The organism is Kosakonia pseudosacchari, from assembly GCF_015167415.1.
Classification (GTDB): Bacteria; Pseudomonadota; Gammaproteobacteria; order Enterobacterales; family Enterobacteriaceae; genus Kosakonia; species Kosakonia pseudosacchari.
Genome location: NZ_CP063425.1, coordinates 4,439,188 through 4,462,938 on the forward strand (window position 1 = coordinate 4,439,188; position 23,751 = coordinate 4,462,938).

The 23,751-nt window shown below is 52.1% G+C and carries 38 protein-coding genes; 3 read left to right on the forward strand and 35 right to left on the reverse strand.

What is annotated here, in order from left to right:
* From rpmD to rpsJ, 20 genes are all read right to left on the reverse strand, one after another.
* A complete protein-coding gene (gene rpmD, locus IP581_RS21095) occupies window positions 1-180 on the reverse strand; it encodes a 50S ribosomal protein L30 (RefSeq protein ID WP_001140434.1) in 180 nt (59 codons plus the stop codon).
* A gap of 6 nt (window positions 181-186) precedes the next feature.
* On the reverse strand, window positions 187-687 hold the full coding sequence (rpsE, locus tag IP581_RS21100) for a 30S ribosomal protein S5 (protein ID WP_007369821.1): 501 nt from the start codon (window positions 685-687) through the stop codon (window positions 187-189).
* A gap of 14 nt (window positions 688-701) precedes the next feature.
* Complete coding sequence (gene rplR, locus IP581_RS21105; protein WP_017460073.1) at window positions 702-1,055, reverse strand: 50S ribosomal protein L18; 354 nt, start codon at window positions 1,053-1,055, stop codon at window positions 702-704.
* A gap of 9 nt (window positions 1,056-1,064) precedes the next feature.
* The gene (rplF, locus tag IP581_RS21110) at window positions 1,065-1,598 is read right to left on the reverse strand and encodes a 50S ribosomal protein L6 (protein WP_086868537.1); all 534 of its coding nucleotides are present in this window, start codon (window positions 1,596-1,598) and stop codon (window positions 1,065-1,067) included.
* A gap of 12 nt (window positions 1,599-1,610) precedes the next feature.
* A complete protein-coding gene (rpsH, locus tag IP581_RS21115) occupies window positions 1,611-2,003 on the reverse strand; it encodes a 30S ribosomal protein S8 (RefSeq protein WP_017460071.1) in 393 nt (130 codons plus the stop codon).
* Window positions 2,004-2,036: 33 nt separating this feature from the next.
* Window positions 2,037-2,342: a 30S ribosomal protein S14 gene (gene rpsN / locus IP581_RS21120; RefSeq protein WP_007369817.1), complete on the reverse strand. Its 306-nt coding sequence runs from the start codon at window positions 2,340-2,342 to the stop codon at window positions 2,037-2,039.
* A 14-nt stretch (window positions 2,343-2,356) separates the two neighbouring features.
* The gene (gene rplE, locus IP581_RS21125) at window positions 2,357-2,896 is read right to left on the reverse strand and encodes a 50S ribosomal protein L5 (protein ID WP_001096200.1); all 540 of its coding nucleotides are present in this window, start codon (window positions 2,894-2,896) and stop codon (window positions 2,357-2,359) included.
* A 14-nt stretch (window positions 2,897-2,910) separates the two neighbouring features.
* Window positions 2,911-3,225 (reverse strand): 50S ribosomal protein L24, encoded by a 315-nt coding sequence (gene rplX / locus IP581_RS21130; protein WP_007369816.1) that lies wholly within the window; start codon window positions 3,223-3,225, stop codon window positions 2,911-2,913.
* A 10-nt stretch (window positions 3,226-3,235) separates the two neighbouring features.
* Complete coding sequence (gene rplN, locus IP581_RS21135) at window positions 3,236-3,607, reverse strand: 50S ribosomal protein L14 (protein WP_004388611.1); 372 nt, start codon at window positions 3,605-3,607, stop codon at window positions 3,236-3,238.
* 165 nt (window positions 3,608-3,772) lie between these two features.
* A complete protein-coding gene (gene rpsQ, locus IP581_RS21140; RefSeq protein WP_017460070.1) occupies window positions 3,773-4,027 on the reverse strand; it encodes a 30S ribosomal protein S17 in 255 nt (84 codons plus the stop codon).
* Complete coding sequence (gene rpmC, locus IP581_RS21145; protein WP_004388609.1) at window positions 4,027-4,218, reverse strand: 50S ribosomal protein L29; 192 nt, start codon at window positions 4,216-4,218, stop codon at window positions 4,027-4,029. The genes rpsQ and rpmC overlap by 1 nt, the downstream gene beginning before the upstream one ends.
* Window positions 4,218-4,628, reverse strand: coding sequence for a 50S ribosomal protein L16 (rplP, locus tag IP581_RS21150; protein ID WP_007369814.1), 411 nt, complete (start codon window positions 4,626-4,628; stop codon window positions 4,218-4,220). Before rplP ends, rpmC begins: the two co-directional genes overlap by 1 nt.
* A 12-nt stretch (window positions 4,629-4,640) precedes the next feature.
* On the reverse strand, window positions 4,641-5,342 hold the full coding sequence (gene rpsC / locus IP581_RS21155) for a 30S ribosomal protein S3 (protein WP_000529945.1): 702 nt from the start codon (window positions 5,340-5,342) through the stop codon (window positions 4,641-4,643).
* A 17-nt stretch (window positions 5,343-5,359) separates the two neighbouring features.
* The gene (gene rplV / locus IP581_RS21160) at window positions 5,360-5,692 is read right to left on the reverse strand and encodes a 50S ribosomal protein L22 (protein WP_002919773.1); all 333 of its coding nucleotides are present in this window, start codon (window positions 5,690-5,692) and stop codon (window positions 5,360-5,362) included.
* Window positions 5,693-5,706: 14 nt separating this feature from the next.
* Complete coding sequence (gene rpsS / locus IP581_RS21165) at window positions 5,707-5,985, reverse strand: 30S ribosomal protein S19 (RefSeq protein ID WP_001138115.1); 279 nt, start codon at window positions 5,983-5,985, stop codon at window positions 5,707-5,709.
* Between the two features lie 16 nt (window positions 5,986-6,001).
* Entirely contained in the window at window positions 6,002-6,823 is an 822-nt protein-coding gene (gene rplB / locus IP581_RS21170) for a 50S ribosomal protein L2 (RefSeq protein WP_007369812.1), read from the reverse strand.
* A gap of 17 nt (window positions 6,824-6,840) precedes the next feature.
* Window positions 6,841-7,143 (reverse strand): 50S ribosomal protein L23, encoded by a 303-nt coding sequence (gene rplW, locus IP581_RS21175; protein ID WP_000617546.1) that lies wholly within the window; start codon window positions 7,141-7,143, stop codon window positions 6,841-6,843.
* Window positions 7,140-7,745 (reverse strand): 50S ribosomal protein L4, encoded by a 606-nt coding sequence (rplD, locus tag IP581_RS21180; RefSeq protein ID WP_007369811.1) that lies wholly within the window; start codon window positions 7,743-7,745, stop codon window positions 7,140-7,142. Before rplD ends, rplW begins: the two co-directional genes overlap by 4 nt.
* A 10-nt stretch (window positions 7,746-7,755) precedes the next feature.
* A complete protein-coding gene (rplC, locus tag IP581_RS21185; RefSeq protein ID WP_017460069.1) occupies window positions 7,756-8,385 on the reverse strand; it encodes a 50S ribosomal protein L3 in 630 nt (209 codons plus the stop codon).
* A gap of 32 nt (window positions 8,386-8,417) precedes the next feature.
* On the reverse strand, window positions 8,418-8,729 hold the full coding sequence (rpsJ, locus tag IP581_RS21190; RefSeq protein WP_001181005.1) for a 30S ribosomal protein S10: 312 nt from the start codon (window positions 8,727-8,729) through the stop codon (window positions 8,418-8,420).
* Between the two features lie 378 nt (window positions 8,730-9,107).
* Here rpsJ and IP581_RS21195 point away from each other — a divergent pair, with 378 nt between their 5' ends.
* Window positions 9,108-9,575 carry a prepilin peptidase gene (locus IP581_RS21195; RefSeq protein ID WP_193821292.1) on the forward strand — a complete coding sequence of 156 codons (468 nt, stop codon included), beginning with the start codon at window positions 9,108-9,110 and terminating at the stop codon, window positions 9,573-9,575.
* Here IP581_RS21195 and bfr read toward each other — a convergent pair.
* The 11 genes from bfr to fkpA all read right to left on the reverse strand — a co-directional run bounded on the left by bfr (window position 9,559) and on the right by fkpA (window position 17,810).
* The gene (gene bfr, locus IP581_RS21200) at window positions 9,559-10,035 is read right to left on the reverse strand and encodes a bacterioferritin (protein ID WP_086868532.1); all 477 of its coding nucleotides are present in this window, start codon (window positions 10,033-10,035) and stop codon (window positions 9,559-9,561) included. The genes IP581_RS21195 and bfr overlap by 17 nt on opposite strands.
* A gap of 72 nt (window positions 10,036-10,107) precedes the next feature.
* Window positions 10,108-10,302 carry a bacterioferritin-associated ferredoxin gene (bfd, locus tag IP581_RS21205; protein WP_017460066.1) on the reverse strand — a complete coding sequence of 65 codons (195 nt, stop codon included), beginning with the start codon at window positions 10,300-10,302 and terminating at the stop codon, window positions 10,108-10,110.
* Between the two features lie 177 nt (window positions 10,303-10,479).
* Window positions 10,480-11,664 carry an elongation factor Tu gene (tuf, locus tag IP581_RS21210; RefSeq protein ID WP_015742710.1) on the reverse strand — a complete coding sequence of 395 codons (1,185 nt, stop codon included), beginning with the start codon at window positions 11,662-11,664 and terminating at the stop codon, window positions 10,480-10,482.
* Between the two features lie 70 nt (window positions 11,665-11,734).
* The gene (gene fusA, locus IP581_RS21215; RefSeq protein WP_020455498.1) at window positions 11,735-13,849 is read right to left on the reverse strand and encodes an elongation factor G; all 2,115 of its coding nucleotides are present in this window, start codon (window positions 13,847-13,849) and stop codon (window positions 11,735-11,737) included.
* Window positions 13,850-13,948: 99 nt separating this feature from the next.
* Complete coding sequence (gene rpsG / locus IP581_RS21220; protein ID WP_007369802.1) at window positions 13,949-14,419, reverse strand: 30S ribosomal protein S7; 471 nt, start codon at window positions 14,417-14,419, stop codon at window positions 13,949-13,951.
* Between the two features lie 97 nt (window positions 14,420-14,516).
* Complete coding sequence (gene rpsL / locus IP581_RS21225) at window positions 14,517-14,891, reverse strand: 30S ribosomal protein S12 (RefSeq protein WP_003023654.1); 375 nt, start codon at window positions 14,889-14,891, stop codon at window positions 14,517-14,519.
* A gap of 124 nt (window positions 14,892-15,015) precedes the next feature.
* Window positions 15,016-15,303 carry a sulfurtransferase complex subunit TusB gene (gene tusB, locus IP581_RS21230; RefSeq protein ID WP_086872640.1) on the reverse strand — a complete coding sequence of 96 codons (288 nt, stop codon included), beginning with the start codon at window positions 15,301-15,303 and terminating at the stop codon, window positions 15,016-15,018.
* 7 nt (window positions 15,304-15,310) lie between these two features.
* The gene (gene tusC / locus IP581_RS21235; protein ID WP_193821293.1) at window positions 15,311-15,670 is read right to left on the reverse strand and encodes a sulfurtransferase complex subunit TusC; all 360 of its coding nucleotides are present in this window, start codon (window positions 15,668-15,670) and stop codon (window positions 15,311-15,313) included.
* On the reverse strand, window positions 15,670-16,056 hold the full coding sequence (gene tusD, locus IP581_RS21240; protein ID WP_193821294.1) for a sulfurtransferase complex subunit TusD: 387 nt from the start codon (window positions 16,054-16,056) through the stop codon (window positions 15,670-15,672). Before tusD ends, tusC begins: the two co-directional genes overlap by 1 nt.
* The gene (locus tag IP581_RS21245; protein ID WP_017459895.1) at window positions 16,056-16,778 is read right to left on the reverse strand and encodes a helix-turn-helix transcriptional regulator; all 723 of its coding nucleotides are present in this window, start codon (window positions 16,776-16,778) and stop codon (window positions 16,056-16,058) included. Before IP581_RS21245 ends, tusD begins: the two co-directional genes overlap by 1 nt.
* Before the next feature lie 159 nt (window positions 16,779-16,937).
* Window positions 16,938-17,810: an FKBP-type peptidyl-prolyl cis-trans isomerase gene (fkpA, locus tag IP581_RS21250; protein WP_020455502.1), complete on the reverse strand. Its 873-nt coding sequence runs from the start codon at window positions 17,808-17,810 to the stop codon at window positions 16,938-16,940.
* Window positions 17,811-18,047: 237 nt separating this feature from the next.
* Here fkpA and IP581_RS21255 point away from each other — a divergent pair, with 237 nt between their 5' ends.
* Window positions 18,048-18,266 (forward strand): protein SlyX, encoded by a 219-nt coding sequence (locus tag IP581_RS21255; RefSeq protein ID WP_086872642.1) that lies wholly within the window; start codon window positions 18,048-18,050, stop codon window positions 18,264-18,266.
* A 157-nt stretch (window positions 18,267-18,423) separates the two neighbouring features.
* On the opposite strand, the gene slyD is transcribed toward IP581_RS21255, so the two are convergent.
* The 4 genes from slyD to kefG all read right to left on the reverse strand — a co-directional run bounded on the left by slyD (window position 18,424) and on the right by kefG (window position 21,667).
* On the reverse strand, window positions 18,424-19,005 hold the full coding sequence (gene slyD / locus IP581_RS21260) for a peptidylprolyl isomerase (protein ID WP_065369504.1): 582 nt from the start codon (window positions 19,003-19,005) through the stop codon (window positions 18,424-18,426).
* Between the two features lie 94 nt (window positions 19,006-19,099).
* Window positions 19,100-19,300 (reverse strand): YheV family putative zinc ribbon protein, encoded by a 201-nt coding sequence (locus IP581_RS21265; RefSeq protein ID WP_017459891.1) that lies wholly within the window; start codon window positions 19,298-19,300, stop codon window positions 19,100-19,102.
* Between the two features lie 10 nt (window positions 19,301-19,310).
* Entirely contained in the window at window positions 19,311-21,116 is a 1,806-nt protein-coding gene (gene kefB, locus IP581_RS21270) for a glutathione-regulated potassium-efflux system protein KefB (RefSeq protein ID WP_017459890.1), read from the reverse strand.
* Window positions 21,116-21,667, reverse strand: a complete 552-nt coding sequence (gene kefG / locus IP581_RS21275; protein ID WP_208616145.1) for a glutathione-regulated potassium-efflux system ancillary protein KefG — start codon at window positions 21,665-21,667, stop codon at window positions 21,116-21,118. The genes kefB and kefG overlap by 1 nt, the downstream gene beginning before the upstream one ends.
* A gap of 169 nt (window positions 21,668-21,836) precedes the next feature.
* On the opposite strand from kefG, the gene IP581_RS21280 reads away from it, so the two are divergent.
* Window positions 21,837-23,741 carry an ABC transporter ATP-binding protein gene (locus IP581_RS21280; protein WP_097399956.1) on the forward strand — a complete coding sequence of 635 codons (1,905 nt, stop codon included), beginning with the start codon at window positions 21,837-21,839 and terminating at the stop codon, window positions 23,739-23,741.
* The last annotated feature ends 10 nt before the right edge of the window (window positions 23,742-23,751 follow it).

Below are 23,751 nucleotides of genomic sequence, written 5' to 3' on the forward strand. Positions count from 1 at the left end.
TTACTCCTCAACTTTAACCATGAAGGAAACCGCGTTGACCATACCGCGAACCGCAGGAGTATCCTCACGTTCAACAGTATGACCAATACGACGCAGACCCAGGCCAAGCAGCGTTGCCTTGTGTTTCGGCAGACGACCGATTGCACTGCGGGTTTGAGTGATTTTAATAGTCTTTGCCATGGTCAATTACCCCAGAATTTCTTCAACGGATTTACCACGCTTGGCAGCGACCATTTCCGGGGATTTCATATTTTCCAGGCCATCAATCGTTGCACGAACCACGTTAATCGGGTTGGTGGAACCATATGCTTTAGCCAGAACGTTATGAACCCCAGCGACTTCCAGAACGGCGCGCATTGCACCACCGGCAATAATACCGGTACCTTCGGAAGCCGGCTGCATGAATACACGAGAACCCGTGTGAGTACCCTTAACCGGGTGCTGCAGGGTGCCGTGGTTCAGCGCGACGTTAATCATATTGCGACGGGCTTTTTCCATCGCTTTCTGGATCGCTGCCGGAACTTCGCGGGCTTTACCGTAACCAAAACCAACGCGACCATTACCATCGCCAACAACAGTCAGAGCTGTGAAGGAGAAAATACGACCACCTTTAACGGTTTTAGATACGCGGTTTACCGCGATCAGCTTTTCCTGCAGTTCGCCAGCTTGTTTTTCGATGTGAGCCATCTTACACCTCTACCTTAGAACTGAAGGCCAGCTTCACGGGCAGCATCTGCCAGTGCCTGGACGCGACCATGATATTGGAACCCGGAACGGTCAAAGGAAACATCTTTGATGCCTTTTTCCAGAGCGCGTTCAGCTACAGCTTTACCCACAGCTGCAGCCGCGTCTTTGTTACCGGTGTACTTCAGTTGTTCAGAGATAGCTTTTTCTACAGTAGAAGCAGCTACCAGAACTTCAGAACCATTCGATGCGATTACCTGGGCGTAGATATGACGCGGGGTACGATGTACCACCAGGCGAGTCGCACCAAGCTCTTTGAGCTTGCGGCGTGCGCGGGTCGCACGACGGATACGAGCAGATTTCTTATCCATAGTGTTACCTTACTTCTTCTTAGCCTCTTTGGTACGCACGACTTCGTCGGCGTAACGAACACCCTTGCCTTTATAAGGCTCAGGACGACGGTAGGCGCGCAGATCTGCTGCAACCTGGCCAATCACCTGCTTATCCGCGCCTTTCAGCACGATTTCAGTCTGTGACGGACATTCTGCAGTGATACCGGCCGGCAGTTGATGATCAACAGGATGAGAGAAACCCAGAGCCAGGTTTACTACATTCCCTTTGACCGCTGCGCGGTAACCTACACCAACCAGCTGCAGCTTCTTAGTGAAGCCTTCGGTAACACCGATAACCATTGAGTTCAGCAGGGCACGCGCGGTACCAGCCTGAGCCCAACCGTCCACGTAACCATCACGCGGACCGAAAGTCAGAGCATTGTCTGCCTGGTTAACTACAACAGCATCGTTGAGAGTACGAGTCAGCTCGCCGTTTTTACCTTTGATCGTGATAACCTGACCGTTGATTTTTACGTCAACGCCGGCAGGAATAACGACCGGTGCTTTAGCAACACGAGACATTTTTTCCTCCGATTAGGCTACGTAGCAGATAATTTCGCCACCAAGACCAGCCTGGCGCGCTGCACGATCAGTCATAACACCTTTAGAGGTAGAAACAACTGCGATACCCATACCACCCATAACTTTCGGCAGCTCATCTTTTTTCTTATAGATGCGCAGACCTGGGCGGCTGATACGCTGAATGCTTTCTACCACAGCTTTACCCTGGAAGTATTTAAGAGTCACTTCCAGTTCCGGCTTGGTGTCGCCTTCAATTTTGAAATCTTCAATAAAACCTTCTTCCTTCAGCACGTTGGCAATTGCCACTTTCAGCCTGGAGGAAGGCATGGTGACCGCAGCTTTGTTCGCGGCCTGACCGTTACGGATACGGGTCAGCATATCCGCGATCGGATCTTGCATGCTCATCTGTCTTTACTCCCGTGATTCAATTGGTGACAATTACCAGCTAGCCTTTTTCAGACCCGGGATTTCACCGCGCATAGCGGATTCACGGACCTTAATACGGCTCAACCCGAACTTCCGCAGGAAACCGTGCGGACGACCAGTTTGGCGGCAGCGGTTACGCTGACGAGACGGGCTGGAATCACGCGGCAGACTCTGCAGCTTGAGAACAGCGTTCCAACGATCTTCGTCGGAAGCGTTCACATCAGAAATGATCGCTTTCAGTTCAGCGCGTTTCGCGAAGTATTTTTCAGCTAAAGCTACGCGTTTAACTTCGCGTGCTTTCATAGATTGCTTAGCCATGAAGTAACCCTACCTTACTTGCGGAACGGGAAGTCAAAGGCAGCCAGCAGAGCACGGCCTTCTTCGTCAGATTTCGCAGTAGTGGTAATGGTAATATCCAAACCACGCACGCGGTCGACTTTATCGTAGTCGATTTCTGGGAAGATGATCTGCTCACGGACACCCATGCTGTAGTTACCACGACCGTCGAAAGACTTAGCGGACAAGCCACGGAAGTCACGGATACGCGGTACAGCAATAGTGATCAGGCGCTCAAAGAACTCCCACATGCGTTCGCCACGCAGAGTCACTTTACAGCCGATCGGATAGCCCTGACGGATTTTGAAGCCCGCAACAGATTTGCGCGCTTTGGTGATCAACGGTTTTTGACCGGAGATTGCTGCCAGGTCAGCTGCTGCGTTATCCAGCAGTTTCTTGTCAGCGATCGCTTCACCAACACCCATATTCAGGGTGATCTTCTCGACCCGAGGGACTTGCATGACAGAATTGTAGTTAAACTCAGTCATGAGTTTCTTAACTACTTCGTCTTTGTAGTAATCATGCAGTTTCGCCATCGTACTACTCCAAATTACTTGATAGTTTCGCTGTTAGATTTAAAGAAACGGACTTTTTTGCCGTCTTCGAATCTAAAGCCTACACGGTCGGCCTTGCCGGTTGCCGCATTGAAGATTGCAACGTTAGAAACCTGAATTGCAGCTTCTTTTTCAACGATGCCACCCGGTTGGTTCAGGGCCGGAACCGGCTTCTGATGTTTCTTAACCAGGTTGATACCTTCAACAATGATCTTGCCGGAAGACAGAACATTTTTTACTTTACCGCGCTTACCTTTATCTTTACCGGTTAACACGATAACTTCGTCATCACGACGGATTTTAGCTGCCATGATTCGCTCCTTAGAGTACTTCTGGTGCCAGAGAGATGATTTTCATAAACTTCTCAGAACGAAGTTCACGAGTAACCGGCCCAAAAATACGCGTACCGATAGGCTGCTCGCTGTTGTTGTTCAGAAGAACACAAGCATTACCATCGAAGCGAACGACAGAACCGTCAGGGCGACGAACACCCTTCTTGGTGCGCACCACTACCGCCTTCAGCACATCACCTTTTTTGACCTTACCACGCGGAATTGCTTCTTTGATGGTGATCTTGATGATGTCGCCTACGCCTGCGTAGCGACGGTGCGAGCCACCCAGAACCTTGATACACATTACGCGACGTGCACCGGAGTTGTCGGCGACGTTCAGCATAGTCTGTTCTTGGATCATTTCAGTGCTCCGCTAATGTCAACTACTACTGAAGACCCTAAAATCAGGGTCGATAAAAAGCCCCATATCGGGGGCGCAGCATTATAACACCGCTTCCTTGATATGGGTAGAAAAAATAAACGGCCCATCGCTGAGCCGTTTATTCGTTTGAGAACGCGTACTCTATTACAGAATCGCTTTCTCTACAACGCGAACCAGCGTCCAGGACTTAGTCTTGGACAGCGGACGGCATTCGCGGATTTCAACCACGTCGCCGGTACCGCATTCGTTGTTCTCGTCATGTACGTGCAGTTTAGTCGTACGTTTGATGAATTTACCGTAGATCGGGTGTTTCACGAAACGCTCGATAGCTACAACAATGGATTTCTCCATTTTGTCGCTAACAACACGACCTTGCAGAGTACGGATTTTATCGGTCATTACGCACCCGCCTTCTCAGTCAGTAAAGTCTTAACGCGTGCGACATCACGACGCACTTGCTTCAACAGGTGAGTCTGTTGCAGCTGGCCACTTGCAGCCTGCATACGCAGGTTGAACTGCTCGCGCAGCAGGTTAAGCAGCTCGGTGTTCAGCTCTTCAACGCTCTTTTCACGCAGCTCTTTTGCTTTCATTACATCACCGTCTTAGTTACAAAGGTGGTTTTAATCGGCAGTTTTGCTGCTGCCAGCTCGAAGGCTTCACGGGCCAGCTCTTCCGGAACACCGTCCATTTCGTACAGGACTTTACCCGGCTGAATCAAGGCAACCCAATACTCTACGTTACCTTTACCTTTACCCATACGAACTTCCAGCGGCTTCTCGGTGATTGGTTTGTCCGGGAATACACGGATCCAGATCTTACCCTGACGCTTAACAGCACGAGTCATAGCACGACGTGCTGCTTCGATCTGACGAGCGGTCAGACGACCACGGCCAACAGCTTTCAGACCGTAAGTGCCGAAGCTCACATCCGTGCCCTGCGCGAGACCACGGTTGCGGCCTTTGTGCACTTTACGGAATTTTGTACGCTTTGGTTGTAACATCAGCGACGCTCCTTATTTACGGCCTTTACGCTGCTGCTTTTTAGGTTGAGCAGCCGGTTTTTCCGGTTGTTCAACTGCAGCCATACCACCAAGGATCTCGCCTTTGAAGATCCACACTTTTACGCCGATTACACCGTAAGTGGTGTGCGCTTCGGAGGTGTTGTAGTCGATGTCAGCACGCAGAGTGTGCAGCGGAACGCGACCTTCACGGTACCATTCGGTACGTGCGATTTCCGCGCCGCCCAGACGGCCGCTAACTTCAACTTTGATACCTTTAGCGCCCAGACGCATTGCGTTCTGTACAGCACGCTTCATAGCACGACGGAACATTACACGACGTTCCAGCTGAGAAGTGATGCTGTCAGCAACCAGTTTTGCGTCCAGTTCAGGTTTACGAACTTCGGCGATATTGATCTGAGCAGGAACGCCAGCGATATCCGCTACGACCTTGCGCAGTTTTTCAACGTCTTCACCTTTTTTACCGATAACGATACCCGGGCGAGCAGTGTGAATGGTCACACGGATGCTCTTAGCCGGACGCTCGATAACGATACGAGATACAGACGCTTTAGCCAGTTCCTTAGTCAGGTACTGACGTACTTTAAAATCGCTGTCCAGGTTGTCAGCGAATTCTTTGGTGTTCGCAAACCAGGTTGAGTTCCATGGTTTTACAATACCCAGGCGAATACCATTAGGATGTACTTTCTGACCCATTGCTAGTCTCCAGAGTCTCAGCGATCGGACACAACCACAGTGATGTGGCTGGTGCGCTTCAGGATGCGATCTGCACGACCTTTTGCACGCGGCATAATGCGCTTCATGCTCGGGCCTTCGTCTACGAAAATTTTCGCAACTTTCAGATCGTCAATGTCAGCGCCATCGTTGTGTTCAGCGTTAGCAATGGCAGATTCCAGAACTTTCTTGACCAGTACAGCCGCTTTCTTATTGGTGTAGGTCAGAATATCCAGGGCCTGCGACACTTTCTTACCGCGAATCAGGTCAGCAACAAGGCGAACCTTCTGAGCAGAAGAACGAGCATGGCGATGTTGAGCTAAAGTTTCCATCTCTTCCTCCTACCTTATTTCTTCTTCGCTTTTTTATCAGCAGCGTGGCCGCGATAAGTACGAGTCGGTGCGAATTCACCCAGTTTGTGACCGACCATTTCGTCGGAAACAAATACCGGAACGTGCTGACGACCATTATGGACAGCGATGGTCAAACCGATCATGTTAGGAAAGATCGTTGAACGACGGGACCAAGTGCGCAGGGGCTTCTTGTCTCCGCTTTCCACCGCTTTCTCTACCTTCTTCAGCAAGTGCAGGTCAATAAAAGGACCTTTCTTGAGAGAACGTGGCATGGCTTATCCTCTAAAATTATTTGCTACGGCGACGTACGATGAATTTATCAGTACGCTTGTTGCTGCGGGTCTTCTTACCTTTGGTCTGAACGCCCCACGGAGTTACCGGGTGCTTACCAAAGTTACGACCTTCACCACCACCATGTGGGTGGTCGACTGGGTTCATCGCAGTACCGCGAACGGTAGGACGAACACCACGCCAGCGTGCAGCACCTGCTTTACCCAGAACGCGCAGCATATGCTCAGCATTGCCAACTTCGCCCAGAGTCGCGCGGCATTCTGCTTCGACTTTACGCATTTCACCAGAACGCAGACGCAGGGTGACATAAGCACCATCGCGAGCAACGATCTGAACGTAAGTACCAGCGGAACGCGCCAGCTGACCGCCTTTACCTGGTTTCATTTCTACGTTATGAACGGTAGAACCAACCGGGATATTGCGCATCGGCAGGGTGTTGCCTGCTTTGATTGCAGCATCAACGCCAGACTGAATCTGGTCGCCAGCTTTCAGGCCTTTAGGGGCCAGGATGTAACGGCGTTCGCCATCTTTGTACAGAACCAGCGCGATGTTCGCGGAACGGTTCGGATCGTACTCAAGACGTTCAACAACTGCCGGGATACCATCTTTGTTGCGTTTGAAGTCAACAATACGGTAAGCCTGCTTGTGGCCACCACCGATATGACGAGTGGTGATACGGCCATTGTTGTTACGACCACCGGATTTGCTGTTTTTTTCCAGCAACGGAGCAAAAGGTTTGCCCTTGTGCAGCTCAGGGTTAACCACTTTAACAACGTGGCGACGACCCGGAGATGTCGGTTTACATTTAACAACTGCCATTGTATTACTCCTCCGACTTACTCAGCGCCGCCAACGAAGTCCAGATTCTGGCCTTCTTTCAGGGTGACGTAAGCTTTTTTCCAGTCGCTACGACGACCGATACGCTGTCCGTGACGTTTAACTTTCCCTTTAACTACCAGGGTGTTAACGACTTCGACTTCGACTTCAAACAGTTTCTGCACAGCAGCTTTGATTTCTGCTTTGGTCGCGTCTTTAGCAACTTTGAGAACGATGGTGTTTGTTTTTTCCATCGCAGTAGACGCTTTTTCAGAAACGTGCGGTGCGCGCAGCACCTTCAGCAGACGTTCTTCACGAATCATGCCAGCATCTCCTCAACTTGCTTAACAGCATCAGCAGTCATTACGACTTTGTCGAAGGCGATCAGGCTAACCGGGTCGATACCAGTCGCGTCGCGAACATCAACCTTGTGCAGGTTGCGCGCGGCCAGGAACAGGTTCTCGTCCAGCTCACCGGTGATGATCAGCACATCTTCCAGAGCCATGTCTTTCAGTTTCTGAGCCAGCAGCTTGGTTTTCGGCGCTTCAACAGAGAACTGCTCGACAACGATCAGACGATCCTGACGTACCAGTTCGGACAGGATGCTTTTCAGCGCGCCGCGGTACATCTTTTTGTTAACTTTTTGACTGTGGTCCTGCGGACGCGCAGCGAAGGTCACGCCACCAGAACGCCAGATCGGGCTCTTGATAGAACCAGAACGAGCACGGCCGGTGCCTTTCTGGCGCCACGGTTTTTTACCGGAACCAGTTACTTCAGCACGGGTCTTCTGAGCACGAGTACCCTGACGAGCACCAGCTGCGTAAGCAACAACAACCTGGTGTACCAGCGCTTCGTTGAAGTCACGACCGAAGGTAGTTTCGGAAACAGTCAGCGCGCTCTGCGCGTCTTTCAATACTAATTCCATTGCTATCTCCTCACGCCTTCACAGCTGGTTTAACGATCAGGTCGCTACCGGTTGCACCCGGGACAGCACCTTTAACCAGCAGCAGGTTGCGCTCAGCGTCAACACGTACTACGTCCAGGCTCTGAACGGTTACGCGCTCATTACCCAGCTGACCTGCCATTTTCTTGCCCTTGAACACTTTGCCCGGAGTCTGGTTCTGACCGATAGAACCCGGAACGCGGTGAGACAGGGAGTTACCGTGGGTAGCGTCCTGGGTACGGAAGTTCCAGCGCTTAACGGTACCTGCGAAACCTTTACCTTTAGAGGTGCCAGTTACGTCAACTTTTTTAACTTCAGCAAACAGCTCAACGCTAATGTCCTGACCTACGGTGAATTCTTCGCCGTCAGCAAGACGGAATTCCCACAGACCACGGCCAGCTTCAACGCCAGCTTTAGCGAAGTGACCCGCTTCCGGTTTGGTTACACGGTTAGCTTTTTTAGCACCGGTGGTAACCTGGATTGCGCGGTAGCCATCGTTAGCCAGGTCTTTAACCTGAGTAACGCGGTTTGCTTCAACTTCGATTACGGTTACTGGGATAGATACGCCATCTTCAGTGAAGATGCGGGTCATGCCCACTTTTTTACCGACTAAACCAATCATTGTTTCAACCTCTCAATCGCTCGATGACCTGATTAACCCAGGCTGATCTGCACGTCTACACCGGCAGCCAGGTCCAGACGCATCAGAGCATCAACGGTTTTCTCGGTTGGCTCAACGATGTCAACCAGACGCTTGTGAGTGCGAATTTCGTACTGATCGCGCGCGTCTTTGTTAACGTGCGGGGAGATCAGAACGGTGAAGCGCTCTTTGCGGGTCGGCAGCGGGATCGGACCACGGACTTGCGCACCAGTGCGCTTAGCAGTCTCGACGATTTCCGCGGTTGATTGATCGATCAGACGATGATCAAACGCTTTAAGACGGATACGGATTCTTTGGTTCTGCATGAGACCAGAGCTCCAATTATTTATAGACGAAAATAATTACTCCTCACACCCATTACGATTGATGGGGGAGTGTAATCGTTCTTACGTAGCCCCCCGATTGGGAGCATTGTAACGGCTAAACAACACCGTTGTGGTTCAGATTGAACCCGCCGTCATTTACGACAAGCCCGCGCATTATACGTAAATTTGAGCCAGACGCAAGCGCAGTTTAGAAATTAAGCAGTGCTGCGCGCCTGCGCGCAGGATTTACGTAACAGCAAAAAAGCCAACGTCATTTCTCACGAGCATCTACGCAACCTCAGTAATAGTGAATTGGCTTTCACACAGCAATTTCGCACTCTGCATGTCACCCGTTACTGACATATATGGCAGGACGCCATGTTTTTTCTCGCTGTTTATCTGTTACTCAATATGATACTTGTCTGGCACGACATCCGTAACGGGTTACTGCCAGATCGTTTCACCTGCCCTCTTCTTTGGGCGGGACTAATTTGGCACTGCTTCGCAAATGCTGAATCATTGAAGCAAGCCGTTATCGGCGCGGCGGCAGGTTACATAGGGTTCGCTGTTATTTATTGGGGCTACAAAGAGTTGCGCGGCAAAGAAGGGCTTGGCTATGGTGATGTAAAATATCTTTCGGCTCTCGGGGCCTGGCATGGTTGGCAGAATTTACCCGGTCTGGTTTTTATCGCCGCCTTACTGGCCTGCTGTGTGGTGAGTATCAACGCGCTCAGATCGCAAAGTTTGCAGGCATTAAAAAACCCACTGCCTTTCGGGCCATTTCTGGCGGCAGCGGGTTTACTGACGGGATACCATTTTGTGATACCAACTACTCTTCCACTTTGATTTGCGACTGGAGATAGTTCTGAATGCCAATTTTGCTTATCAGATCCAGTTCTGTTTCCAGCCAGTCAATATGATGCTCTTCTTCGGCGAGAATATTGATCATCATATCGCGGCTAACGTAGTCATGAACGCTGTCCGCATAAGCGATGGCTTCGCGCAGATCCTTCGCGCCTTCCAGTTCCAGTCTGAGATCGGATTGCAACATCTCTTCAACGTCTTCGCCAATGCCGAGTTTCCCCAAATCCTGCAAATTAGGGATACCCTCAAGAAATAAAATACGCTCGATGTAGAGATCGGCGTGTTTCATTTCATCAATAGATTCATGGTATTCAACATCGTTGAGGCGTGTCAGCCCCCAGTTTTTAAACATTCTCGCATGGAGAAAGTATTGGTTTATTGCGACAAGCTCATTTCCCAATAATTTATTGAGATAATTTATGATTTTAACATCACCTTTCATTATGTAGTCCCTCCGCTTCCACTCATTGAAGCGTAGATGGGGCTACAAGGATGTCAAAAAAAAGATAAGGACTCAGGCAATCTCTTTATATTCCGGCATCTGGGTAAGTTCGTCTTGCATGATCTCTCTGGCTGCGCGAACACATTTACCACACTGATTTCCAACCGGAACAAATTTGCGGAGCTGCTGAAATGATTGAGGATGAAACTGGCGCACTGCCTGGCGAATTTTTTTATCACTCACACCATTACACAAACAAACGTACATGATCACTCCCGTTCAATTTCTGCGCAAAGTGTAAATGAGAATGGTTGCGATTACAATAGCGTAACTGTAAAGCTGCTCGCACGATGCAGAGCTTCATTTCGAATAAATCTTTCGACACTAAATCACGGGCAGCAAAAAGGGCGCCGAGGCGCCCTTTTTCAATTCAAAGCTAATTAATTAGCCCAGAACTTTTGCTACAACGCCCGCGCCAACGGTACGGCCGCCTTCACGGATTGCGAAACGCAGACCATCGTCCATCGCAATCGGGTGAATCAGGGTAACAACCATTTTGATGTTGTCGCCCGGCATTACCATTTCAACGCCTTCCGGCAGTTCGATGGTGCCAGTCACGTCAGTTGTACGGAAGTAGAACTGCGGACGGTAGCCTTTGAAGAACGGAGTGTGACGGCCGCCTTCATCTTTGGACAGGATATAAACTTCAGATTCGAATTTGGTGTGCGGCTTGATGGAACCCGGCTTAGCCAGTACCTGACCACGTTCGATTTCTTCACGTTTGATACCACGCAGCAGAACACCTACGTTCTCACCAGCACGACCTTCGTCCAGCAGTTTGCGGAACATTTCAACGCCGGTACAGGTGGATTTCGCGGTGTCTTTGATACCAACGATTTCAACTTCTTCACCCACTTTGATGATACCGCGCTCTACACGACCGGTAACAACGGTACCACGACCGGAGATGGAGAATACGTCTTCGATCGGCAGCAGGAACGGCTTGTCAATCGCACGCTCTGGTTCCGGAATGTAGGAATCCAGGAAGCCAGCCAGTTCGATGATTTTCGCTTCCCACTCTGCTTCGCCTTCCAGCGCTTTCAGAGCAGAACCACGAACGATCGGCGTGTCGTCGCCCGGGAAATCATACTGAGACAGCAGTTCACGAACTTCCATCTCAACCAGTTCCAGCAGCTCTTCGTCATCAACCATGTCACATTTGTTCAGGAACACGATGATGTACGGAACGCCTACCTGACGACCCAGCAGGATGTGCTCACGGGTCTGCGGCATCGGGCCGTCAGTCGCAGCAACAACCAGGATCGCGCCGTCCATCTGCGCAGCACCGGTGATCATGTTTTTAACATAGTCGGCGTGGCCCGGGCAGTCTACGTGTGCGTAGTGGCGAGTCGGGGTGTCATATTCAACGTGAGATGTGTTGATGGTGATACCACGAGCTTTTTCTTCCGGCGCGTTATCGATCTGGTCGAATGCGCGAGCAGAACCACCGTAGGTTTTTGCCAGAACGGTAGTGATTGCAGCGGTCAGAGTAGTTTTACCATGGTCAACGTGGCCGATAGTACCGACGTTAACGTGCGGTTTTGTACGTTCAAATTTTTCTTTAGACACGGCTTTATTCCTTACTATAGTGCTCTCCCTCTTTGGAGAGAGCACGGGACTTTGGTTTTAACCCTGCGGCTTATTTACCACGGGCTTCAATTACGGCCTGAGCAACGTTGTTCGGCGCATCATCATACTTCAGGAATTCCATAGTATAAGATGCACGACCTTTGGTCAGAGAACGCAGCTGAGTTGCATATCCGAACATTTCAGACAGCGGAACTTCAGCGTGGATCTTAACGCCAGTAACTTCAGATTCCTGACCGCGCAGCATACCGCGACGACGGCTAAGGTCACCGATTACGTCACCGGTGTTCTCTTCCGGAGTCTCTACTTCAACCTTCATGATCGGCTCAAGCAGAACTGGTTTCGCTTTCTTAAAGCCATCTTTAAAGGCAATAGACGCAGCCAGTTTAAACGCCAGTTCAGAGGAGTCAACGTCGTGGTAAGAACCGAAGTGCAGACGCACACCGAGATCAACTACCGGGTAACCCGCCAGCGGACCAGATTTCAGCTGTTCCTGGATACCTTTATCAACGGCCGGGATGTATTCGCCAGGAATTACACCACCTTTGATGTCGTTGATGAACTCGTAACCTTTCGGGTTAGAGCCCGGCTCCAGCGGGTACATGTCGATAACAACATGACCGTATTGGCCGCGACCACCAGACTGCTTAGCGTGTTTACCTTCGATATCGGTAACTTTCGCACGAATCGCTTCACGGTAAGCAACCTGAGGTTTACCAACGTTCGCTTCAACGTTGAATTCACGTTTCATACGGTCAACGATGATGTCGAGGTGCAGCTCACCCATACCGGCGATAATAGTCTGGTTAGATTCTTCATCAGTCCATACGCGGAATGACGGGTCTTCTTTCGCCAGACGGCCCAGAGCCAGACCCATTTTTTCCTGGTCAGCTTTGGTTTTCGGTTCTACCGCGATGGAGATTACCGGTTCCGGGAATTCCATACGTTCCAGAATGATCGGGTGATCCGGGTCACACAGGGTGTCACCAGTAGTCACGTCTTTCAGACCGATAGCAGCAGCGATGTCGCCAGCGCGAACTTCTTTGATCTCTTCACGTTTGTTAGCGTGCATCTGAACGATACGACCGAAACGCTCACGCGCAGCTTTCACGGAGTTCAGGATGGTATCGCCAGAGTTAACCACACCGGAGTACACACGGAAGAAGGTCAGGTTACCAACAAACGGGTCGGTAGCGATTTTGAACGCCAGCGCAGAGAACGGCTCTTCATCACTTGCGTGACGCTCAGCCGGAGTATCTTTACCATCGTCCAGGATACCGTTGATCGCAGGTACGTCAGTCGGGGACGGCAGGTAGTCAACTACCGCATCCAGCATCGCCTGAACACCTTTGTTCTTAAACGCAGAACCACAAGTTACCAGGATGATTTCGTTGTTCAGAACACGCTGACGCAGAGCTTTTTTGATCTCTTCTTCAGTCAGTTCTTCACCACCCAGGTATTTCTCCATCAGCTCTTCAGAAGCTTCAGCAGCGGATTCGATCAGGTTCTGGTGCCATTCGTCAGCCAGGTCCTGCATCTCAGCCGGGATATCTTCGTATTCGAAGGTAACGCCCTGGTCTGCATCGTTCCAGTTGATGGCTTTCATTTTCACCAGGTCAACAACACCGGTGAAACCTTCTTCAGCACCAATTGCCAGCTGCAGCGGAACCGGGTTCGCGCCCAGACGGGTTTTGATCTGACCAACAACTTTCAGGAAGTTAGCGCCCATACGGTCCATTTTGTTAACGAACGCGATGCGCGGAACTTTATATTTGTTTGCCTGACGCCATACGGTTTCAGACTGCGGCTGAACACCACCAACGGCGCAGTAAACCATTACCGCACCGTCAAGAACACGCATGGAACGTTCTACTTCGATGGTGAAGTCAACGTGCCCCGGGGTGTCGATGATGTTTACGCGATGCGGTTCATACTGCTTCGCCATACCAGACCAAAATGCAGTAGTCGCTGCGGAGGTAATGGTGATACCACGCTCCTGCTCCTGCTCCATCCAGTCCATGGTTGCGGCGCCGTCATGAACTTCACCGATTTTGTGGTTTACACCGGTGTAGAACAGAATACGTTCGGTAGTCGTGGTTTTACCGGCGTCGATGTGCGCACTGATACCAATGTTACGGTAGCGTGCGATGGGTGTTGTACGAGCCATTTGATTCCTCGTTTGTCTCTTTAGGCGTTCAGATTTAAGTTGCCAAACGGCGGGCTACTTACTTGAAGCGCCCGCCATGTGACTAAAACTCCGAAGGGATTACCAACGGTAGTGAGCGAACGCCTTGTTGGCTTCGGCCATACGGTGAACGTCTTCACGTTTCTTAACTGCAGTACCTTTGTTGTCTGCAGCATCGGAAAGTTCGTTCGCCAGGCGCAGAGCCATGGATTTATCACCGCGTTTACGAGCAGCTTCAACGATCCAACGCATTGCCAGAGCATTGCGACGAACCGGACGAACTTCAACCGGAACCTGATAAGTAGAACCACCAACGCGGCGAGACTTAACTTCGACAGTCGGGCGCACGTTTTCGAGAGCTACTTCGAAAGCTTCCAGTTCATTTTTACCAGAACGCTGAGCCAGGGTCTCAAGCGCGCTGTATACAATTGCTTCTGCAGTAGATTTTTTACCATCTACCATCAGGATATTGACAAATTTAGCCAGCAGTTCTGATCCGAACTTCGGATCCGGCAGAATTTTACGCTGACCAATAACACGACGACGTGGCATGGAAATACTCCGTTGTTAATTCAGGATTGTCCAAAACTCTAAGAGTTTAGTTTGACATTAAAGTTAAAACAGTTTGGCCTTACTTAACGGAGAACCATTAAGCCTTAGGACGTTTCACGCCGTATTTGGAGCGAGATTGCTTACGGTCTTTAACACCGGAGCAGTCGAGCGCGCCACGTACAGTATGGTAACGAACACCCGGGAGGTCTTTTACACGACCGCCACGGATCAGGATCACGGAGTGCTCCTGCAGGTTGTGACCTTCACCACCGATGTAGGAAGTCACTTCAAAACCGTTGGTCAAACGAACACGACATACTTTACGCAGTGCGGAGTTCGGTTTTTTCGGGGTGGTAGTATATACGCGAGTACATACACCACGTTTTTGCGGGCATGCTTCCAACGCAGGCACGTTGCTTTTTGCAACTTTGCGAGCGCGTGGTTTGCGTACCAGCTGGTTAACTGTTGCCATTAAATAGCTCCTGGTTTTAGCTTTTGCTTCGTAAACACGTAATAAAACGACCTCATATAATATGAGGACGCAGAATTTTATGGCTGTGCTTAAAAGGTGTCAAGAAATATACAGCGATCACACATTACCAATGCATCTGAACAGCGTTTTTCACCGTCAGGCTAACGAAATCAGTATAGCCAACCCTGACGACGCTGCTTGAAATTTGACCACCCAAACCACGGGCATCGATGTCGTCATTCAGCGCGTGCACTGTTATGGGGGCGTTTAGCAATAACTCAACATAACGCCCGTTTTGCAGGGCCGCCGTTACGCCATCTGAAAGCAGCAGCAGATCGTCGCCGGGGCGCAGCAAACGGAGCATCGACGCCATATCACACTGCCAGGGAGAGCGGGACAAGGTATGCAGCATAAATGCCTCAAAAGGTCAGAACGACGGTGTAATTATCCAGCTTTTCGCGTAGCGCGTCCGGCTCCAGACGCTGAGCCGGCAACACGAATGTTGTCTCCTCGCCTAACCCACGCTCACGCAGCGAAGCCGCACACAGCCAACACTGATCGATGTCATAAAGCGGCAGAACTTTAAACGTCGAGATGTAATCGCGCGCTAATACCGCATCCGGCTGCTGATTGGCCAGCAACTGGAATACACCATCACCAATAAAAAACACGCCGATATCGTCGGTGAACGCAGAAGTCGCCAGCAACGCATCCAGCCCTTCGCGACCCGAAGAGGAGCCATGCGGCGCAGAAGTAAATACAAAGGCGATACGTTTCATCAGAATTGCACCACCCGATCGCAAGAAAGTGCAGCTTCCGCCAGCGCGCCAAGACCGGTCAGTGAAAATCCGGCTTGCAGATTTGCACCAGGCAGCGCCAGCCGCTGTGCTTCGGCAGCATCAACAACACCGCGGCGCAGCGCGGCAGCAACGCAGATATGTAACTCGACCTGGTGTTCCTCATGCAGGCGTTGCCAGGCGCGAACCAAGTCAAATTCATCACTGGCGGGTGCCGTGAGCGCGTTCGCATTGCTCACCCCTTCGCGATAAAAAAAGACGCTTGCCAACGTATGTCCGGCATCCAGTAGCGCCTGCGCAAACTGGTACGCGCTGCTGGCCTGTTGCGTACCGTAGGCCGGGCCGGTGACCATCAGGGCAAAACGCATTAACGATCCTGTACGGAAAAATCGCCGCTTTTGAACTGGCGGATATAGAGATACACGGTGTGTTTTGAAATATTGAGGCGATCGGCGACCTGGTTGATAGCGTCTTTGATATCGAAAATGCCTTTCTCGTAGAGGTTCAGTACGATCTGGCGATTCTTGGCGTTGTTAGAAACGTTACGATCGGCGTTAACCTCTTCAATGGTGAACTCCAGCGTTTGCATGACCAGATCTTCCACCGAGGAAGCAAAGTTCACCGAAGAGCCAACATCTGGCGTTTCCGGCGGCACAAAGGTGCTCATGATTTGCGAGAACGGCACATCAAGATTCATGTTGATGCACAGCAGACCAATCACGCGGTGATCGCGGTTACGAATAGCGATAGTGACGGACTTCATCAGCACACCGCTTTTCGCGCGCGTGAAGTAGCACTTCGATACGCTACTGTCGGCACCGGTCATATCGTGCAGCATGCGCAGAGCGAGATCGGTGATGGGCGAGCCAATTTTACGCCCTGTGTGTTCGCCATTGGCAATACGGATTGCGGAACATTTCAAATCTTGCAGGGAGTGCAAAACGATTTCACAGTGGCTGCCAATGAGCATCGCTAACCCGTCCACCACCGCTTCATAGGATTTGAGGATATCGAAGTCGGTCTGATCGAAAGGACGTTGATCCAGCAAATCAAGTTCACTGGTTTCGTTGGTTAATAGCGACCTGGACATGAAAAAAAACACTCCTTTTCAGGAGCCTGTCGTTATGTTTTCAGGGCAGGCTCAGTATTTATATGGGGATATAAATTAATACATCGTAGGTTAAGCTTTCCAGAATTATATCCCTGCTGCAAAAAAAAACGCCGCCCGAAGGCGGCGCTATTGCAAATTTTATTTCTTACTGGTGTCTGCGGCTTTCGCATCAGCAGCTTTATCACCGGCTGCCGGAGCAGCATCTGCCGCCGGGGCGTCAGCTTTCGGTGCTGCAGCATCGGCTTTCGGCGCGGCCTTGATATCCAACAGCTCTACATCGAATACCAGCGTGGAGTTAGCCGGAATACCCGGAACGCCAGTTTTCCCGTAAGCCAGTGCCGGCGGGATAACCAGTTTGATCTTGCCGCCTTTCTTGATGTTTTTCAGGCCTTCGGTCCAGCCAGGGATAACACCGTCAAGACGGAAAGAGAGCGGCTCACCACGGGTATAAGAGTTATCGAACTCTTTACCGTCGATCAGCGTACCTTTGTAGTTCACAACAACCGTGTCGCTGTCTTTCGGTGCATCGCCAGTACCTTCTTTCTCTACTTTGTACAGCAGACCGGTATCGGAGGTTTTCACACCTTTCTCTTTAGCGAAGGTGTCACGGAAGGCTTTGCCTTTCGCTTCGTTATCAGCAGCGTCTTTTTCCATGCGATCCTGCGCGGCAGTTTTCACACGCGTTTCAAACGCTTGCAGAGTTTGCTCAATCTCCTGGTCGCTCAGTTTGCTCTTATCGGCAAACGCGTCCTGAACACCGGCGATCAGCTGAGCTTTATCCAGTTTGATGCCCAGTTTTTCCTGCTCTTTCAGCGAGTTTTCCATGTAGCGGCCCAGCGAAGCGCCCAGTGCATAGGCGGATTTCTGGTCGTCATTTTTAAATGCCGCTTTGCTGTCAGCTGCTGCAGCCGGTTCTTTCTTTGCAGCAGCATCGGCAGCGAAAGAGATCGGTGCGTGAAGGGCGACGGCCATCGTGGTCGCCAGCAGCGTGACTTTAAACAGTGATTTCATCCATTTCTCCAGGGGCCGGGGCATCTCGCCCCAGGGTTAAACAAAAAGTAAGAGACGTACTATAAAGCGTTGCGGTGGAAATCAACATAAGGACACCACCTGAATTCACCTGTTTTCTGACTATTTTTGTTTAAATAAGTTTCTGCTTTTCTTTGCCAGAGCTGTACCTGGCGGCAAAGTTCAGTAAAATTCGCCCGTTTAACGAAAATCGGGCCGGACGCAATCCAGAGGTGATGTATGCAAGAGTTAACAACAGAAGCGCGACTGGCAGAACTGGAAAGCCGGTTGGCTTTTCAGGAGATGACCATCGAGGAATTAAACCAGACGGTTGTCGCCCATGAACTGGAAATGGCGAAGCTGCGTGAACATCTGCGGTTAATGGCTGAAAAACTCAAAGCCAGCCAGCCTTCGCACATGGCATCCCCTTCAGAAGAGACGCCGCCGCCCCATTATTGAGGCGTAAAAAAAGCGGGTTTCCCCGCTTATCAATGACGCTATGAATGTCGAGTTGCAGGCAGGCGGCAAACTTGAAAATCCCCGGGAGCACAGAAAACTATGCGACCGGGGTTTGAAAGTGAAGCCAACACCCCTGCAACGCGAAAGACGACGCGTATTAGTGGCAGCCGCAACCGCCATTACCGCCGCAACCACCTTTCCCGTGGTCATGGCCGTGATCGTGACCGTGGCCGCCGCAGCAACCGTCATGATCGTGGTCATGATCGTGACCGTGCGGACCGTGAACGTGGCCATGAGCCAGTTCTTCTTCGGTTGCTTCGCGAATAGCGACAACTTCAACGTTGAATTTCAGGTTCTGGCCAGCCAGCATGTGGTTGCCGTCAACAACAACGTGGTCGTCTTCCACTTCGGTGATTTCTACCGGTACCGGGCCCTGGTCGGTTTCCGCCAGGAAACGCATGCCAACCTGCAGCTCGTCAACGCCCATAAAGACGTCTTTCGGTACGCGCTGTACCAGGTTTTCGTCGTACTGACCGTAAGCGTCGTTCGCGCCAACAGCCACATCGAATTTGTCGCCGACTTCGTGACCGTCCAGCGCGTTCTCCAGACCAGAGATCAGGGAACCGTGACCGTGCAGGTAGTCCAGCGGCGCACTCACCGGAGACTCATCAACCAATACACCGTCTTCTGTACGTACCTGATAGGCCAGGCTGACCACCAGGTCTTTTGCTACTTTCATGATATCTCCTGAGCGTGGGAAAATTACTGGCGCAGATTGTAGCGGAATTCTGCACCCGTGTACCCTTTAGCTTAAAAAAAGCTGCCCGATCTCGCTAGTCCGGATGAAAAATCCCAATCACTTGCTCATCTTTGCGAACATGCTCGCGAGCTTCTTTATCCGCTTCACGCATCTGGTGCCCACACTTAACGCACTCAACAATATCGACATTATTCTCACGCCACATTGCCATTGAGTCCTTCGCCTGGCAGGCCGGGCAAACCGCCCCGGCGATAAAACGTTTTCGTACAGCCATTCGATTCCCCTTATTCAAACTCGTCCCAACCATCCAGCTGGCGACGCTCTTGCTGCATTTCACGCTGGAAAATCTCCTCCAGCTCGCGCCGCGCTTCGCGGACACGGGAAATTTGCATCGTATCGGTATGCACCGGCATCAGTTCGCGCAGCATACGCATATCTAAACGTTTAAAGTGCAGTTGCGCACGCTGAGCCTGATGCGGATGCATCCCCAGCGAAATAAGCGTCTTGCGCCCTAACTCCAGCGCACTGGAGAACGTCTCGCGGGAAAATTGCGTCACACCGGCCTGCAGCAGTTCATGCGCTTCCACACGCCCGCGAGCACGCGCCAGGATTGCCAGGTTCGGAAAATGCTGCTGGCAAATCTCCACCAGCTTCATCGTATCCAGCGGGTCATTACAGGTGATGACGATCGATTGCGCCGCTTCCGCGCCCGCCGAACGTAGCAACTCCACCTGGGTTGCATCCCCGTAATAGACCTTATAACCATATTTACGCATCAGGTTGACGGCGCTGATATCGCGCTCCAGCACGGTAATGCGCATCTTATTTGCCATTAACAGGCGGCCAATCACCTGACCAAAACGCCCAAATCCCACCACAATAACCTGTGGTTTGTCGTCTTCCACCCATGGGGTTTCATCTTCATCTTCCGGGGTGTTAAAGCGTCGCGAGAGCAGTTTATCCACGCCGCGCATCAGCAGCGGCGTGGTCATCATCGACAACGTGACGGTCACCAGCAGCAGCGCCATTTGATCGTTCTGGAACAAGCGCTGAGAAGACGCCGAAGAAAACAAGACAAACGCGAATTCACCGCCCTGGCTTAACACACCGGCAAACTGCATCCGCTCCGAACTGCGCAAACCGTATATTCGCGCCAGCACGTACAGCACCAGTGATTTCACCGCCACCAGCACCGCAACGCTCAGCACCACCCATAACAGATGGGTATAGAGCACCCCGAGGTTCAGCGCCATGCCAACGGAAATAAAAAACAGTCCCAGCAACAGCCCCTTAAAAGGCTCGATAGCGATTTCCAGCTCGTGGCGATATTCGCTCTCCGCTAACAGCACGCCGGCGATAAAGGTTCCCAGCGCCATCGATAACCCTAGCGCATCCATAAACAGCGCCGAACCAAGCACCAACAGTAACGTCGCGGCGGTAAACACTTCACGCACGCCGGAACCGGCAATAAAGCGGAACACCGGCCGCAACAAGTAACGCCCGCCGATCAACATGCCCGCGAATGCCAGCACTTTCATGCCAACCTTCATCCAGTCGAGATGTTCATCGCCATTGCCTGCCAGCAGCGGCACCAGTGCCAGCGCCGGGATCACCGCTAAATCCTGAAACAGCAGCACCGAAAATCCCAGTTGGCCGGATTCGCTGCGGTTCATGCCTTTATCACGCATTAGTTGCAGCGCCATCGCGGTGGAGGACATCGCCAGACCGATACCGCCAATCACCGCCGCCTGCCAGGAGAATTGCGTCAACATCAGCAGCCCGGCGAGGATCGCCGCACTGAGCAGCACCTGCGCCGCGCCCACGCCAAAAATTGAGCGCCGAAGCTCCCAAAGTTTTCGCGGATTCAGCTCCAGCCCGATGATAAACATCAGGAACACCACGCCCAGCTCGGAGAAATGGAGGATTTCATCAACATCGCTGATAAACCCCAGCCCCCACGGGCCAATCGCGATACCCGCCAGCAAATAGCCGAGCACCGCGCCAATCCCTAAACGCGCGGCGAGCGGAACGGCGACAACCGCCGCAAAAAGAAACAACACACCGGCCAGTAAGAGCGCGGAACCTTCCATTAACGGCCTCCTGGAGGCAACGGCGACGCCAGCCAGTCACCATAAGCTTTCGCGTGACTCGCCAACTCCTGCGGCTGTTGCCGGCGCGCCCAGTAGACAATAATCGGGCTTAACCAGTGCATACGGCACATGGCGGCAGTCAGCTCAAACGGACGCAAAATATCATTCATGGAGTAGCGGTTAAGCCCATCGTGGCGATACGCGGCCTCCGGTTCCCCGGTCGTGACCACGCTGCGCCAATACTTTCCCGCGAGTTGGTTCCCGCCAATGCCGCTGGCAAAACCGCGGCTTAACACTCGGTCAAGCCACTCTTTGAGCAGCGCCGGGCAGCTGTAGGTATAGAGCGGATGTTGAAACACAATGACGTCATGCTCACGCAGCAACGCCTGTTCATAAGGAATATCGATAAAAAAGTCAGGGTAACGGGCATAAAGATCGTGCACCGTGACATTTTGCAGCTGCGTTGCCGGCTTAAGCAAAACCCGGTTAGCCACCGAGTCCTGTGATTCCGGATGGGCATACAGCAGCAACACTTTCGCTGTCTGCGACATCATTTCCCTCCCGGGCGTCAAACTCTGGCGAGCGGCCTGTGGACGCTGCCAGAATGATTTTGTCTATCATCTTCATTTTGGGCTACCATTGCGGCCCTGGTGCGTCTTTTGGCCGCACGCTTACATTATCATAATGACAAATTAACATAGTCTGAACATACGGCGCCTTATGATTGTTTTCTCCTCGTTACAAATTCGTCGCGGCGTGCGTGTCCTGCTGGATAACGCCACAGCCACCATTAACCCGGGCCAGAAAGTAGGCCTGGTAGGTAAAAACGGCTGCGGCAAATCAACGCTGCTGTCGCTGTTGAAAAACGAGATTAGCGCCGACGGCGGCAGCTTCACCTATCCCGGCACCTGGCAACTGGCCTGGGTGAACCAGGAAACGCCAGCGCTGAATGAAGCGGCCATAGACTATGTGATCGATGGCGATCGCGAATATCGCAAGCTTGAAGCCGAGCTAAACGCCGCCAACGAACGTAACGACGGGCACGCGATTGCCACCGTGCACGGAAAGCTCGACGCAATTGACGCGTGGACCATTCGCTCACGCGCCTCCAGCCTGCTGCACGGTCTGGGCTTTAGCAACGAACAGCTAGAGCGCCCGGTAAGCGACTTCTCCGGTGGCTGGCGTATGCGTTTAAACCTCGCGCAGGCGCTGATTTGCCGCTCGGACTTACTGCTGCTTGATGAACCGACCAACCATCTGGATCTCGACGCGGTGATCTGGCTGGAGAAGTGGCTGAAAAGTTATCAGGGAACGCTGATCCTGATTTCTCACGATCGCGATTTCCTCGATCCGGTAGTGGACAAAATTCTGCATATCGAGCAGCAAAGCCTGTTCGAATACACCGGCAACTACAGCTCGTTTGAGCGCCAGCGCGCCACGCGCCTTGCCCAGCAGCAGGCCACCTACGAAAGCCAGCAGCAGCGCGTTGCCCACCTGCAAAGCTTTATCGACCGTTTTAAAGCGAAAGCCAGTAAAGCGAAACAGGCGCAAAGCCGTATCAAAATGCTTGAACGCATGGAACTGATTGCCCCGGCGCACGTCGATAATCCGTTCCACTTCAGTTTCCGCCCGCCGGAAAGCCTGCCCAATCCGCTGTTAAAGATGGAAAAAGTGAGCGCAGGTTACGGCGATCGCACCATTCTGAACGCCATCAAGCTGAATCTGGTGCCGGGTTCGCGCATTGGCCTGCTGGGCCGCAACGGCGCGGGGAAATCCACGCTGATTAAATTGCTGGCGGGTGAACTGGCGGCGCAGAGCGGGGAAATCGGGCTGGCGAAAGGTATCAAGCTCGGTTACTTCGCCCAGCATCAACTGGAATTTTTACGCGCTGACGAATCGCCGTTGCAGCACCTGGCGCGCCTGGCGCCGCAGGAGCTGGAGCAGAAACTGCGCGATTATCTCGGCGGCTTTGGTTTCCAAGGCGATAAAGTCACAGAAATAACTGAACGCTTCTCCGGCGGCGAAAAAGCGCGTCTGGTGCTGGCGCTGATCGTCTGGCAGCGCCCGAACCTGCTGCTGCTCGATGAACCGACCAACCACCTCGATCTGGATATGCGCCAGGCGCTGACCGAAGCGCTGATTGAGTTTGAAGGCGCATTAGTGGTTGTCTCGCACGATCGCCACCTGATTCGCTCCACCACCGACGATCTCTATCTGGTTCACGATGGCAAAGTGGAGCCGTTCGAAGGCGATCTGGAAGATTACCAGCAGTGGCTGAGCGACGTGCAAAAACAGGAAAGCCAGCCTGCGGAGTCGGTAAAAGAGAGCGCCAACAGCGCCCAGGCGCGCAAAGATCAGAAGCGCCGGGAAGCGGAGCTGCGCACACAAACTCAGCCGCTGCGCAAAGAGATTGCCCGGCTGGAAAAAGAGATGGAAAAACTCAACGCGCAGCTTGCGCAGGCCGAAGAAAAACTCGGTGACAGCGGGCTTTACGATCAAAGCCGTAAAGCAGAGCTAACCACCTGTTTGCAACAGCAGGCGGCGGCAAAATCGGGCCTTGAAGAGTGCGAAATGGCCTGGCTGGAAGCGCACGAGCAACTGGAAGCCATGTTGCAGGGGGAGTAACAGGCAACAA